11 protein-coding genes and 1 pseudogene are annotated in these 12617 nt (G+C 57.6%); 8 read left to right on the top strand and 4 right to left on the bottom strand.

The genetic code is table 11. From position 1 onward, the window contains the following. The first annotated feature begins 30 nt into the window (after positions 1 to 30). The 6 genes from HKK52_RS14850 to HKK52_RS14875 all read left to right on the top strand — a co-directional run bounded on the left by HKK52_RS14850 (position 31) and on the right by HKK52_RS14875 (position 7297). Positions 31 to 1518 (top strand): gamma-aminobutyraldehyde dehydrogenase, encoded by a 1488-nt coding sequence (locus HKK52_RS14850; protein WP_169371443.1) that lies wholly within the window; start codon positions 31 to 33, stop codon positions 1516 to 1518. An 82-nt stretch (positions 1519 to 1600) separates the two neighbouring features. Beyond that, positions 1601 to 2752 (top strand): putative ABC transporter substrate-binding protein YdcS, encoded by a 1152-nt coding sequence (ydcS, locus tag HKK52_RS14855; protein WP_169371444.1) that lies wholly within the window; start codon positions 1601 to 1603, stop codon positions 2750 to 2752. A gap of 190 nt (positions 2753 to 2942) precedes the next feature. Further along, on the top strand, positions 2943 to 3980 hold the full coding sequence (locus HKK52_RS14860; RefSeq protein WP_169371445.1) for an ABC transporter ATP-binding protein: 1038 nt from the start codon (positions 2943 to 2945) through the stop codon (positions 3978 to 3980). A gap of 1 nt (position 3981) precedes the next feature. After that, the gene (locus HKK52_RS14865) at positions 3982 to 4929 is read left to right on the top strand and encodes an ABC transporter permease (RefSeq protein ID WP_169371446.1); all 948 of its coding nucleotides are present in this window, start codon (positions 3982 to 3984) and stop codon (positions 4927 to 4929) included. Beyond that, entirely contained in the window at positions 4919 to 5728 is an 810-nt protein-coding gene (locus HKK52_RS14870) for an ABC transporter permease (RefSeq protein ID WP_169371447.1), read from the top strand. Before HKK52_RS14865 ends, HKK52_RS14870 begins: the two co-directional genes overlap by 11 nt. 144 nt (positions 5729 to 5872) lie before the next feature. Then, positions 5873 to 7297: a gamma-aminobutyraldehyde dehydrogenase gene (locus HKK52_RS14875; protein WP_169371448.1), complete on the top strand. Its 1425-nt coding sequence runs from the start codon at positions 5873 to 5875 to the stop codon at positions 7295 to 7297. On the opposite strand, the gene HKK52_RS14880 is transcribed toward HKK52_RS14875, so the two are convergent. Further along, positions 7287 to 7496 (bottom strand): hypothetical protein, encoded by a 210-nt coding sequence (locus HKK52_RS14880; protein ID WP_169371449.1) that lies wholly within the window; start codon positions 7494 to 7496, stop codon positions 7287 to 7289. The two genes, HKK52_RS14875 and HKK52_RS14880, sit on opposite strands and share 11 nt — an antisense overlap. Before the next feature lie 57 nt (positions 7497 to 7553). On the opposite strand from HKK52_RS14880, the pseudogene HKK52_RS14885 reads away from it, so the two are divergent. Next, positions 7554 to 9042 (top strand): annotated as a pseudogene (locus tag HKK52_RS14885) (APC family permease). Positions 9043 to 9080: 38 nt separating this feature from the next. Here HKK52_RS14885 and HKK52_RS14890 read toward each other — a convergent pair. Together HKK52_RS14890 and HKK52_RS14895 are read right to left on the bottom strand one after the other, a co-directional pair. After that, positions 9081 to 9707: an RloB family protein gene (locus HKK52_RS14890; RefSeq protein ID WP_169371450.1), complete on the bottom strand. Its 627-nt coding sequence runs from the start codon at positions 9705 to 9707 to the stop codon at positions 9081 to 9083. Between the two features lie 2 nt (positions 9708 to 9709). After that, entirely contained in the window at positions 9710 to 10963 is a 1254-nt protein-coding gene (locus HKK52_RS14895) for an AAA family ATPase (RefSeq protein WP_169371451.1), read from the bottom strand. 440 nt (positions 10964 to 11403) lie between these two features. On the opposite strand from HKK52_RS14895, the gene HKK52_RS14900 reads away from it, so the two are divergent. Beyond that, positions 11404 to 11904, top strand: coding sequence for a BRO-N domain-containing protein (locus HKK52_RS14900; protein ID WP_169371452.1), 501 nt, complete (start codon positions 11404 to 11406; stop codon positions 11902 to 11904). Positions 11905 to 12153: 249 nt separating this feature from the next. Here the strand turns inward: HKK52_RS14900 and HKK52_RS14905 are convergent, their stop codons facing one another. Then, positions 12154 to 12339: a hypothetical protein gene (locus tag HKK52_RS14905; RefSeq protein ID WP_092272760.1), complete on the bottom strand. Its 186-nt coding sequence runs from the start codon at positions 12337 to 12339 to the stop codon at positions 12154 to 12156. Positions 12340 to 12617: the final 278 nt, after the last annotated feature.

Consider the following 12617-nt stretch of genomic DNA (forward strand, 5'->3'; position numbering starts at 1 on the left):
GACGGCCGGGCCCCAGTCACTGGGAGCACCATGGCCACACAAGAAAAGAGAACCCGAAAAATGGCTGGCGCGCAGACCCCGTTGTTCACCGCGTTGTTGATCGACGGCGAATTGGTCGCGGGCCAGGGCTTTGTCGAGCCGATCCTCAACCCCGCCACTGGTGAAGTGCTGACGCACATCGCCGAAGCCAGCACCGAGCAGGTGGAAGCCGCGATCCTCGCCGCCCACCGCGCCTTTGCCAGTTGGTCGCGGACCACGCCGCAGCAACGTTCGAACCTGTTGCTGGACATCGCCAACGCCATCGAAAAAAACGCCGACCTCCTCGCCCGTCTCGAATCCCTGAACTGTGGCAAGCCGTTGCACCTGGCCCGTCAGGACGATTTGAGCGCGACGGTGGATGTGTTCCGCTTCTTCGCCGGGGCCGTGCGCTGCCAGACCGGCCAGCTCAGCGGCGAATACCTGCCGGGCTACACCAGCATGGTGCGGCGCGATCCGATTGGCGTCGTCGCGTCCATCGCGCCGTGGAACTACCCGATCATGATGGCCGCCTGGAAAATCGCCCCGGCCCTGGCCGCCGGCAACACCTTGGTGTTCAAGCCATCCGAACATACGCCGCTGTCGATCCTGGCCTTGGCGCCAGCGCTGGCGGAAATCCTGCCGCGCGGGGTGATCAACATCATCTGCGGCGGCGGTGAAGGCGTCGGCAGTCATTTAGTCAGTCACCCGAAAGTGCGCATGGTCTCGCTGACCGGCGATATCGTCACCGGGCAAAAAATCCTCCAGGCCGCAGCGAAAACCCTCAAGCGCACGCACCTCGAACTCGGCGGCAAAGCCCCGGTGATCGTCTGCAATGACGCGGACATTCAAGCGGTGGTCGAAGGCGTGCGCACCTACGGTTATTACAACGCCGGCCAGGACTGCACGGCGGCGTGCCGAATTTATGCCCAGGCCGGCATTCACGACCGCTTGGTCGCGGAATTGGGCGCGGCGGTCAGCAGCCTGCGCTTCGCCGGTAAACGCGATGCCGACAACGAAATCGGCCCGCTGATCAGCACCCGTCAGCGTGATCGCGTGGCCAGTTTTGTCGAACGCGCCCTCGGCCAGCCGCACATCGAACGGGTCACCGGCGCGGCGGTGCATTCCGGCGTCGGCTTCTATTACCAGCCGACCTTGCTCGCCGGTTGCAAACAGAGCGATGAAATCGTCCAGCGCGAAGTGTTCGGACCGGTGGTCACCGTCACCCGTTTCGATGAACTGGCGCAAGCGGTGGACTGGGCCAACGACTCTGAATACGGCCTCGCCTCTTCGATCTGGACCCAGAACCTCGACAAAGCCATGCAAGTCGCGGCGCGCTTGCAGTACGGCTGCACCTGGATCAACAGCCATTTCATGCTGGTCAGCGAAATGCCCCACGGCGGCCTGAAGCGTTCGGGCTACGGCAAAGACTTATCCAGCGATTCGCTGCAGGACTACAGCGTGGTGCGGCACATCATGGCCCGCCACGGCCAGCATCTCTGACTACGCTAATAACAAGCCGCCAACGGCATGCTTCACCACGTTCACAACTGCCCCGACCATAATTAAAGAAGAGGGAAACCCCATGTTCGTGCACAAGACCGCACTGCTCAGTGCAATCACCACTGCATTGCTTGCCAGTGCCAGTATCCAGGCCGCCGAACCGCTGAAAGCCGTCGGCGCCGGCGAAGGTCAACTGGATATCGTGGCCTGGCCGGGCTACATCGAACGTGGCGAGAGCGACAAGGCCTACGACTGGGTGACCGGTTTCGAGAAGGAAACCGGCTGCAAGGTCAATGTGAAAACCGCCGCCACCTCCGATGAAATGGTCAGCCTGATGGCCAAGGGCGGTTACGACCTGGTCACCGCGTCGGGCGATGCCTCGTTGCGCTTGATCGTCGGCAAGCGGGTGCAGCCGATCAACACCGCGTTGATCCCGAACTGGAAAGGCCTCGACCCACGCCTCAAGGATGCGCCGTGGTACGTGGTCAACCAGCAGACTTACGGCACCCCGTACCAGTGGGGCCCGAACGTGCTGATGTACAACACCAACGTGTTCAAGACCGCGCCGACCAGTTGGGGCGTGGTGTTCGACGCGCAAAACCTGCCGGACGGCAAGGCCAACAAGGGCCGCGTGCAGGCGTATGACGGCCCGATCTACATCGCCGACGCGGCGCTGTACCTCAAGAGCACCAAGCCTGAACTGGGGATCAAAGATCCCTATCAACTGACCGAAGCGCAGTACAAAGCCGTGCTCGATCTGTTGCGTGCCCAGCAGCCGCTGATTCACCGCTACTGGCACGACACCACCGTGCAAATGAGTGACTTCAAGAATGAAGGCGTGGTCGCGTCCAGCGCCTGGCCGTATCAGGTCAACGGCCTGATCAACGAGAAGCAGCCAATTGCTTCGACCATCCCGAAAGAAGGCGCTACCGGTTGGGCTGACACCACCATGCTGCATGCCGAAGCCAAGCACCCGAACTGCGCCTACAAGTGGATGGACTGGTCGCTGCAACCGAAAGTCCAGGGTGATGTGGCGGCGTGGTTCGGCTCATTGCCAGCGGTGCCGGCAGCGTGCACCGGCAGCGAATTGCTCGGCGCCGAGGGTTGCAAAACCAACGGTTTCGACCAGTTCGAGAAGATCGCCTTCTGGAAAACCCCGCAGGCGGAAGGCGGCAAGTTCGTGCCGTACAGCCGCTGGACCCAGGATTACATCGCGATCATGGGCGGTCGTTAAAGCCCCTCGTAGCAGTTGCCGAGGCACGAGGCTGCGTTGCGTGTCCGCAGGACCGCCCCCGGGGGCCGCTGCGCAGCCCAACGCAGCCTCGTGCCTCGGCAGCTGCGACGGCTCTTCACCATGATTCAGATTTTTCAGAAGTCCAGGCAGGGCCGCTGCGACGGCCCTCGCCTTTTTGGAGCACCGCACCATGACGCTTGCAGTCCAGTTCACCAACGTTTCCCGGCAGTTCGGCGAAGTGAAGGCCGTTGACCGGGTTTCCATCGATATCCAGGACGGCGAGTTCTTTTCCATGCTCGGCCCTTCCGGCTCGGGCAAAACCACGTGCCTGCGCCTGATCGCCGGGTTCGAACAACCGAGCACCGGCTCGATCCGCATTCACGGCGAGGAAGCCGCCGGGCTGCCGCCGTATCAGCGTGACGTGAACACCGTGTTCCAGGATTACGCGCTGTTCCCGCACATGAACGTTCGCGACAACGTTGCCTACGGTTTGAAAGTCAAAGGTGTCGGCAAGGCCGAACGCCTGAAACGCGCCGAAGAAGCCCTCGACATGGTCGCCCTCGGTGGCTACGGCGAACGCAAACCGGTGCAACTGTCCGGCGGTCAGCGCCAGCGTGTGGCTTTGGCGCGCGCCTTGGTCAATCGTCCTCGCGTCCTGTTACTTGATGAGCCGCTGGGCGCTCTCGATCTCAAGCTGCGGGAACAAATGCAGGGCGAATTGAAGAAACTGCAACGCCAGCTCGGCATTACCTTCATCTTCGTCACCCACGACCAGACCGAAGCGCTGTCGATGTCCGACCGCGTGGCCGTGTTCAACAAGGGTCGCATCGAACAGGTCGACACCCCGCGCAATCTCTACATGAAACCGGCTACAACGTTCGTCGCGGAATTCGTCGGCACTTCCAACGTGATTCGCGGCGATCTAGCCAAGCAGTTGAGCGGCAATCCGCAGCCGTTTTCGATCCGCCCGGAACACGTGCGCTTCGCCGAAGGCCCGCTGGCCAGCCATGAAATCGAAGTCAGCGGCCTGCTCCACGACATCCAATATCAGGGCAGTGCCACGCGCTATGAAGTGAAACTGGAGAACGGCCAGACCCTGAACATCAGCCAGGCCAATGTGCAGTGGCTGGACACCAGCGCCCAGCACCAGACCGGGCAACGCATCAGCGCGCGCTGGGCTCGGGAAGCGATGATTCCGCTGCACGACAACGCTGTCGGCGGGGTGTGAGATGAACACCTTGGCCATCTCGCAAACCCCGGCCAGCGGTTCGCCGTTGCGCCGTTTTTCCAACCTGCTGTATCGGCGGCCGAACTTTTACCTGGCGCTGCTGCTGGTGCCGCCTCTGCTGTGGTTCGGCGCGATTTACCTTGGCTCGCTGCTGGTGTTGTTGTGGCAAGGTTTCTACACCTTCGACGACTTCACCATGGCGGTCACCCCTGACTTGACCTTGGCGAACTTCGCCGCGCTGTTCCAGCCGTCGAACTTCGACATCATCCTACGCACGCTGAGCATGGCGATTGTCGTGTCGATCGCCAGCGCCGTCGTCGCGTTCCCGATTGCCTACTACATGGCGCGCTACACCACCGGCAAGACCAAGGCGTTTTTCTACATCGCGGTGATGCTGCCGATGTGGGCCAGTTACATCGTCAAGGCCTACGCCTGGACGTTGCTGCTGGCCAAGGGCGGCGTGGCACAGTGGTTCGTTCAGCACCTGGGGCTGGAGCCGGTTTTGCAATTCATCCTCGGCATTCCGGGCGTGGGTGGCAGCACCTTATCGACCTCGCACCTGGGGCGGTTCATGGTGTTCGTCTACATCTGGCTGCCGTTCATGATCCTGCCGATCCAGGCCTCGCTGGAACGCCTGCCGCCATCGCTGCTGCAAGCGTCGGCCGACCTGGGGGCGAAACCGCGCCAGACCTTTATGCAGGTGATTTTGCCGTTGTCGATTCCGGGCATTGCGGCGGGTTCGATCTTCACGTTTTCGCTGACTTTGGGTGACTTCATCGTGCCGCAACTGGTGGGCCCACCGGGGTACTTCGTCGGCAGCATGGTTTATGCGCAGCAGGGTGCGATTGGCAATATGCCGATGGCCGCCGCGTTCACCCTGGTGCCGATTGTGTTGATCGCCATTTACCTGACCATCGTCAAACGACTGGGGGCCTTCGATGCACTCTGAGAAAGCTTCGTTGGGTCTGAAAATCGCAGCCTGGGGCGGGTTGATGTTCTTGCACTTTCCGATCCTGATCATCTTCCTGTACGCCTTCAACACCGAAGAAGCGGCGTTCAGCTTTCCACCCAAGGGCTTCACCCTGAAGTGGTTCAGCGTCGCGTTCTCGCGACCCGACGTGCTGGAAGCGATCAAGCTCTCGGCGGAAATCGCCGCCATCGCCACGTTGATCGCCATGGTGCTCGGCACCCTCGCCTCGGCGGCGTTGTACCGCCGGGACTTCTTCGGCAAGCAAGGCATCTCGCTGATGCTGATCCTGCCGATTGCGCTGCCGGGGATCATCACCGGGATCGCGCTGCTGGCGACCTTCAAAACGTTGGGGATCGAGCCGGGGATGTTCACCATCATCGTCGGCCACGCGACCTTCTGCGTGGTGATCGTCTACAACAACGTCATCGCCCGTTTGCGCCGCACCTCGCACAGTTTGATCGAAGCCTCGATGGACCTCGGCGCCGATGGCTGGCAAACGTTTCGCTACATCGTCCTGCCGAACCTCGGCTCGGCATTGCTGGCCGGCGGCATGCTTGCGTTTGCGCTGTCGTTCGACGAAATCATCGTCACCACCTTCACCGCCGGCCATGAACGCACTTTGCCGCTGTGGCTGCTCAACCAACTCAGCCGCCCTCGGGACGTGCCGGTGACCAACGTCGTCGCGATGCTGGTGATGATGGTGACCATGCTGCCGATTCTGGGGGCGTATTACCTGACACGGGGTGGTGAGAGTGTGGCGGGTAGTGGCGGGAAATAACCCAATGTGCAAACCGAATCCCGTAGGAGCGAGGCTTGCCCGCGAAGCTTTTAGCGCACTTGAGGACGCCTTCGCGGGCAAGCCTCGCGCCTACAAGGGATCCGGTTCCGGCAGAAAAATAATAGTTTCGATGAGGACAGAACCATGCAAACAAAACTCTTGATCAACGGCCAACTGATCGTCGGCGAAGGCCCCGCCCAACCGGTGTTCAACCCAGCCCTCGGCCGGGTGCTCGTAGAAATCAACGAAGCCAGCGAAGCCCAGGTCGATGCCGCCGTGCGTGCCGCCGACAACGCGTTCGAAGCCTGGTCGCAAACCACACCGAAAGAACGCTCGCTGCTGTTGCTTAAACTCGCCGACGCCATCGAAGCCCATGGCGAGGAGCTGGCCAAACTGGAATCGGACAACTGCGGCAAACCCTACAGCGCCGCGCTGAACGACGAGATCCCGGCGATTGCCGACGTGTTCCGCTTCTTTGCCGGCGCCAGCCGCTGCATGAGCGGTTCGGCCGGGGGCGAATACCTGGCCGGCCACACCTCGATGATCCGCCGCGACCCGGTGGGCGTGATCGCCTCCATCGCGCCGTGGAACTACCCGCTGATGATGGTCGCCTGGAAAATCGCCCCGGCCCTCGCCGCCGGTAATACCGTGGTGCTCAAGCCGTCGGAACAAACCCCGCTGACCGCGCTGCGCCTGGTGGAATTGGCGTCGGAAATATTCCCGGCAGGCGTGCTCAATCTGGTATTCGGCCGTGGTCCTACGGTTGGCAGTCCATTGGTCACGCACCCGAAAGTACGCATGGTCTCGCTGACCGGTTCCATCGCCACTGGCGCGAATATCATTTCCAGCACCGCCGACAGCGTCAAACGCATGCACATGGAACTGGGCGGCAAGGCGCCGGTGATCATCTTCGACGACGCCGACATCGATGCTGCCGTAGAAGGCATTCGCACCTTCGGTTTCTACAACGCCGGGCAAGATTGCACCGCTGCTTGCCGCATCTATGCGCAAAAAGGCATCTACGACAAATTCGTCGAGAAGCTCGGCGCGGCGGTCAGCAGCATCAAGTACGGGTTGCAGGATGATCCGGCGACCGAGTTGGGGCCACTGATCACCGCTCAGCACCGCGACCGCGTGGCCGGGTTTGTCGAGCGTGCCGTGGCGCAATCGCACATCCGTTTGATCACGGGTGGCAAGGCTGTGGAAGGCAACGGTTTCTTCTTTGAACCGACTGTTTTGGCCGATGCGCAACAGGACGACGAGATCGTTCGTCGCGAAGTGTTCGGGCCGGTGGTGTCGGTGACCAAGTTCAACGATGAAGCGCAGGTGCTGGGCTGGGCCAACGATTCGGATTATGGCCTGGCGTCGTCGGTCTGGACCGCGGACGTCGGCCGCGCCCATCGCCTGGCTGCACGTTTGCAGTACGGCTGCACGTGGGTGAATACCCACTTCATGCTCGTCAGTGAGATGCCCCATGGCGGTCAGAAATTGTCCGGTTACGGGAAGGACATGTCCATGTATGGGCTGGAGGACTACACCGTCGTTCGGCATGTGATGTTCAAGCATTAACAAAAGCATCGCGAGCAAGCTTTGCTCCTACAGGGTTGATGTCGTTCACATGTTTGGCGCACGACACGAAACCTGTCGGAGCAAGGCTTGCCCGCGAAGGCGTCACCACGATCTCAAGGAAGATACCGGCACTTAGCACCACCCAGGTTCCACCCAGACAAACCAAAACAATAACCACCGACCCGGGCAGCGCCTTCACGGCCCCGCCACGGTTTCGGACATCCGAAATCTGCCGATTTTCCGGAGCTGACAGACCATGAGTGCATCACCCGACCTCTCCACCGCCGTTGCCGACAGCGATGCCGAACAACTGCGCAAGCTGGGCTACACCTCAAATTTCAATCGCAGCATGAGCCTGTGGGAAAACTTCGCCCTGGGCTTCACTTACCTCTCGCCGGTCGTCGGGGTTTATACCCTGTTCGGCCTGTGCCTCGCCGCGGGCGGGCGGGCCACCGATGTTCTGGGCCTATCTGCTGGTCGGTTGCGGCCAGTTGCTGGTGTGCCTGATCTTCGGTGAAGTGGTGTCGCAGTTCCCGATTTCCGGCGGCGTCTACCCGTGGGCCCGCCGCCTGGTGGGCAAAAAATGGGCGTGGATGGTCGGCTGGATCTACTCCATCGCCCTGTGCGTGACCATCGCCGCCGTTGCCGTCGGCGCCGGTCCATATCTCGCTGCAATGATGGGTTTTGAACCGAGCAACAACACCAACATCGTCATCGCGCTGTTCCTGACGCTGTTCGCCACCCTGGTCAACCTCAGCGGCACCAAAGTGCTGGCGCGGATCGCCATGTTCGGCTTCCTGTGCGAGTTGATCGGCGCAGTGGTCGTTGGTGTGTATCTCCTGGTGTTTGAACGGCACCAACCGATCAGCGTGTTGTTCAACACCTTCGACATTCGCATCGACGGCTCCTACCTGCCAGCCTTCCTCACCGCTTCGCTGGCCGGGATGTTCCTGTACTACGGCTTCGAAGCCTGCGGCGACGTCGCCGAAGAAACCCCGAACCCGAGCAAACAAATCCCGATTGCGATGCGCATGACCATCTACATCGGCGGCATCTCGGCGATGTTCGCCTGCCTGGCCCTGATCCTCGCCGTGCCCGACATGCAAGCCGTGATCAACGGCACCGACAAAGACCCGGTCACCACCATCCTCAACAACGCCTTCGGCACGGTCGGTTCGAAAGTAGTGATGGGCGTAGTGATGATTTCCTTCATCTCCTGCGTCATCAGCCTACAAGCCGCGGCGAGTCGTCTGCTGTATTCCTACGCTCGGGATGAAATGGTCATCGGCAGCAAATTGCTGAAGAAGATTTCTCCTACGACTCAAGTGCCGGTGGCGGCGTTATTTGTGTCGGGTGTCCTGCCGGCGTTGATCATCGTGCTCGGATTCTTCCTGCAAGACGCGGTGGCGACCATCGTCAGCTTCGCGGCGATCGGGATTTACCTGGCGTTCCAGATGATCGTGTTGGCCGCGCTATACGCACGGATAAAAGGCTGGAAACCGAGCGGCAAATTCACCCTCGGCGCGTGGGGGTTGCCGGTCAACATTGGCGCGCTGGTTTATGGCGTCGGCGCGATCATCAACATGGCGTGGCCACGTACGCCGGATGCGGCTTGGTATATCAACTACGCGATGGTGTTGAGTACGGCCATTGTTATCGGGTTGGGGTTGATCTACATGTGGATTGCCAAGCCGTATGACCACGGGACTGCGCCTGCGGGGGATGCTTGGAAAGTTAGTCGGTAAATGATGTTGCTCAGCCCGCAGGGATGCGGGCTGGGTTGTTAGATGGGTTGAGGTTTGGAGAGGGTTTCAAACTCGTCCATCAGTAGATGAATTTCGGTGCTGGGGTTGGGCTCCCCGCTTTTTACGACATCCTCTAGGATCCTAGGCGCCAGAGATCTAGCCCTTTCGAAAGGCTCCCCCAAAAGTAGAGCAAAATAGCTGGTGCCTTTGCCCTTCTCGTACTTATCCATATTTGGCTTTTCTCTTAGACTTTTCGCAACAAGATCCCCAGGAGAATGTTTACCTACGGCAGTAAAGGGCTTTCTGTTATAACCAAAGTGCAAAAGCAACCAGAACTCGAAACAGGGGAAAGATGCGATTATTTTTATTTTAGGGTGCGGTTTTGCAAGATCAATTGCCCGATCAAAGCACAGATGTGTATCGCGATCCAACGCACAAAATACCTTATCAAAATTCTTCTGACTAGCAATTGCTCTTTCGACAATCCCACTTGGATGCGTTACGCCGCAATGGGCGATTTCCACCTGTGCATTGGCACGAAAATGAAACGCTGCATCCTCCAAATATCGTTTTCCCGACTTGCTATCCTCGCAAAGAATCAACACCTTAGGGCGATACTTTAAGCGCGCCTCCCCTCTGTTAAATGAACTAATAGAGCGCCCCATAACTACCTCCGCCGGATCAAAGGCAAACCAAAGTAGCGACCTTCGAAATAGCGCTTTTCTACATCCTCCCCTTCACGCCCTTCAAAATCATGAATAGAAAACAAATTGGTAGCACCATTCGCATCACGATCCGTAATCCAAAACTGGTCTCTACGCAAAGTTTTAGTATTCATCAAGTGCGTATCATGAGTTGTAAAAATTAACTGCGCGTCCAACCCACTATCTAAATGCTTGACAATTAGATCTGCGACCAGCTCTGGATGCAGGCTACTATCCAACTCATCCACAGCTAAGACCCCTTCGCCCCCTGCCAATCGCAACATAAACCAAGGCAACCAGAATCCTATTAGATTTTTTGTACCACCGGACTCTTCTGAAAAATCAAATTCGGCGCTGCCCAACCCACTGATATGAGTCAGAATAATCTTGTCTTTTTTTGCGGCTGCAAAAAATTCCTGGATAGTAAGACTTCGCCCTTTCTCCTCATGGTCGTCACCATTATCATCTAACCGAATCGACGATATAGGGATATCTATTTCCTTCAAAAAATCTTTCAGCTCCTCCGTGTAATCCGAAGCCATTTTTAGAAACCTAATTGATGCTTTTGACCAAGTACCTAGATCGTCATGACCAATGATAGACAAACCGGTTTGAAACCACCCGAAAGGCTCTTTCAACTGCGACAACTCTTCGCTGCTATTATTAACCGCCTGAGCAATAAACAATGCTTTGGGGCTGGTTAAGCGCCTCCAAGCACTATGAACTTCTTTACCTCCCTCAAAACCAACTCCAAAAACATATTGCTCACCACCAGAAGTAAACTTGCGGTCGTAAAGCAGGCTTTCTTTTCCTTTCGGATAAGAAGTCAATTTCTCCTCAATAATTCGCTCCGACGTCAACCCAAGAACAAAATTATATCTAACCCCCTTTCTAATAAAATTATATTCAAAATAGCTGGGTTTATCTTTCAGCTCCGGATCGAAACGAAAAGGAGAAACAGGTAGTGACTGGTCATTCGTAAGTGGAGTCGTTGCGATTAACCGTCCCATAATCCCCATTGCGTGTATAAGCGATGACTTTCCGGAGGCATTAGGACCATAAATTGCCGCGACTTTAAGTAGATTTGGAAATTTCTCCCCGTCTACCGCTGGCTTGAATACGTTTCTCTTTTTACTCAGACGAGGAGTAGCAACCATAGAAAATGTCTGCCTCTCGCGAAACGAACGATAATTTGAAACTGAAAATTCAATCAACATGTAAAAAGCCTACACTTCGCACGAGAAATTTAACTGAATATAGCCAATATACCACCGAAGTACATTTTTTTTGCAGCTCGCTAAAAAACAGAATATTCCTACAGATCGAACTTTCTTGTAAAAGAGCCAATTCCTACAATACGCGGCGCCAGAGTAGACTTGGCACCGCGAGCGCCTGGACGATAGGCTTTACCTCGTCGCTGCCAAATCAGCGACCCGGGGTCGAAGCCGGAAAAAGTCAAAACGGTGCTTGCGTGCCCTCCATAGAACTACGGCTGTTTCGTGCCTATAGTTCTGCTTTATGGCGGGCCGTGTGGCGCGGGCCTTCCGGCTTTGCCGTTTTGACAGGAAGTATCCCGACTTCGAACGCCACTCGGTCCGCCACCCAACCTGTCGAAGGGTTGGTGGCGACTTTCCTGATCAAAACGGAAGTTACCTTCATGCCTAAGCACGCTCAAAATTCGCCTTACTTCATCCCCACAGTCTTCACCCGCCACAACCGCTTCCTCCACACCCTTATGCAAGACAACCAAGCCTGGTTCTGCGTCCACGATCTCGGTCGCCTGATGGGCCGCCCAATGGACGAACGCCTCACCCTGAAACTCGATCCCGATCAGCGTCGAAACGTCCGACTGCTGAAAAGCGGCAACACCGTCGAATCACTGATGGTCAGCGAATCCGGGATGTACGCCCTTCTGGTCCACCATTTCATCCCGGAAAACCGAAACCTGCGCCAATGGCTGAGCAACGAAGTCATCCCGATGCTGCGCGAGTCGGACGCGGCATCTGTGGATAACATTCCGAGCCTGAGTTCGTTGCAATGGGCCGGCATCTCGGTGCCGCTGCTGCACTGGCAGCACCAGGCCTGGATCAAATGGCGGGACATGCCTGATCTGATGCAGGTACAGCGTCCCTTCAAGATCATGGGCACTTGCAGTTGAAGGCAGGGTAAAAATGAAAAGGGGCCGACCTTACGGCCCACCCCTTTGGGTTAGTCGAAACACCCTCCTTGTAGCAGCTGGCGAAGCCTGCGTCCGGCTGCGCAGCAGTCGTAAACCCTGAACGCACGGTCTTCCTGAAGCACCGCGCAGTCTGATTTCACGACTGCTTCGCAGCCGGACGCAGGCTTCGCCAGCTGCTACATGATCGCCTTTCGGCCGCAACACCCTGTCACGGCCAGAATCCCCTCCTCAAAACCTCGAAACACTCCTCATCGCATCCACCAGATACCGCATCGCTATCCGATCACTCTCGGACAACTCCCGATACCGCTCCACCAGTTTCATTTCCTCCGAATTGAGCCGACGCCTGCGCCGACCGGTGGTCAGGCAGGGAAAGATTCCCAACAGTTCGGTGATGCCTTGTACTTTCGACATGGACGATGTCCTTTTAATACGTCAAAGAAAACTTCAGAAAACCGCATCGCCCTACTACTTTCAGCAGTCGCTTGGTGCGCGCTGAACCCACCGGCCTGAAGGGCCGCGAAACCGGTCATGTCCATAGAATAGGAATTTAATCGGCGCTGAAAAGTGGTTTTTAGAGTAATTAGTCGAAAAAGGCACAAATGCCTTATAAAACAGAAAGTACTGTGGGAAACGTTACCGGACATGTCTTGTTTCATTGCCGCAACATCGTTGTGCTATCAATCATTTTT

Origin of the sequence: Pseudomonas sp. ADAK2 (assembly GCF_012935755.1) — a bacterium.
GTDB lineage: Bacteria > Pseudomonadota > Gammaproteobacteria > Pseudomonadales > Pseudomonadaceae > Aquipseudomonas.

What these genes read in the sequence shown, in the direction of transcription:
- HKK52_RS14890 (WP_169371450.1), bottom strand. Translation starts at nt 9,707, where the DNA reads ATGGGGCGCTCTATTAGTTCATTTAACAGAGGGGAGGCGCGCTTAAAG.
- HKK52_RS14900 (WP_169371452.1), top strand. Translation starts at nt 11,404, where the DNA reads ATGCCTAAGCACGCTCAAAATTCGCCTTACTTCATCCCCACAGTCTTC.
- HKK52_RS14870 (WP_169371447.1), top strand. Translation starts at nt 4,919, where the DNA reads ATGCACTCTGAGAAAGCTTCGTTGGGTCTGAAAATCGCAGCCTGGGGC.
- HKK52_RS14865 (WP_169371446.1), top strand. Translation starts at nt 3,982, where the DNA reads ATGAACACCTTGGCCATCTCGCAAACCCCGGCCAGCGGTTCGCCGTTG.
- HKK52_RS14875 (WP_169371448.1), top strand. Translation starts at nt 5,873, where the DNA reads ATGCAAACAAAACTCTTGATCAACGGCCAACTGATCGTCGGCGAAGGC.
- ydcS (WP_169371444.1), top strand. Translation starts at nt 1,601, where the DNA reads ATGTTCGTGCACAAGACCGCACTGCTCAGTGCAATCACCACTGCATTG.
- HKK52_RS14850 (WP_169371443.1), top strand. Translation starts at nt 31, where the DNA reads ATGGCCACACAAGAAAAGAGAACCCGAAAAATGGCTGGCGCGCAGACC.
- HKK52_RS14860 (WP_169371445.1), top strand. Translation starts at nt 2,943, where the DNA reads ATGACGCTTGCAGTCCAGTTCACCAACGTTTCCCGGCAGTTCGGCGAA.
- HKK52_RS14895 (WP_169371451.1), bottom strand. Translation starts at nt 10,963, where the DNA reads ATGTTGATTGAATTTTCAGTTTCAAATTATCGTTCGTTTCGCGAGAGG.
- HKK52_RS14905 (WP_092272760.1), bottom strand. Translation starts at nt 12,339, where the DNA reads ATGTCGAAAGTACAAGGCATCACCGAACTGTTGGGAATCTTTCCCTGC.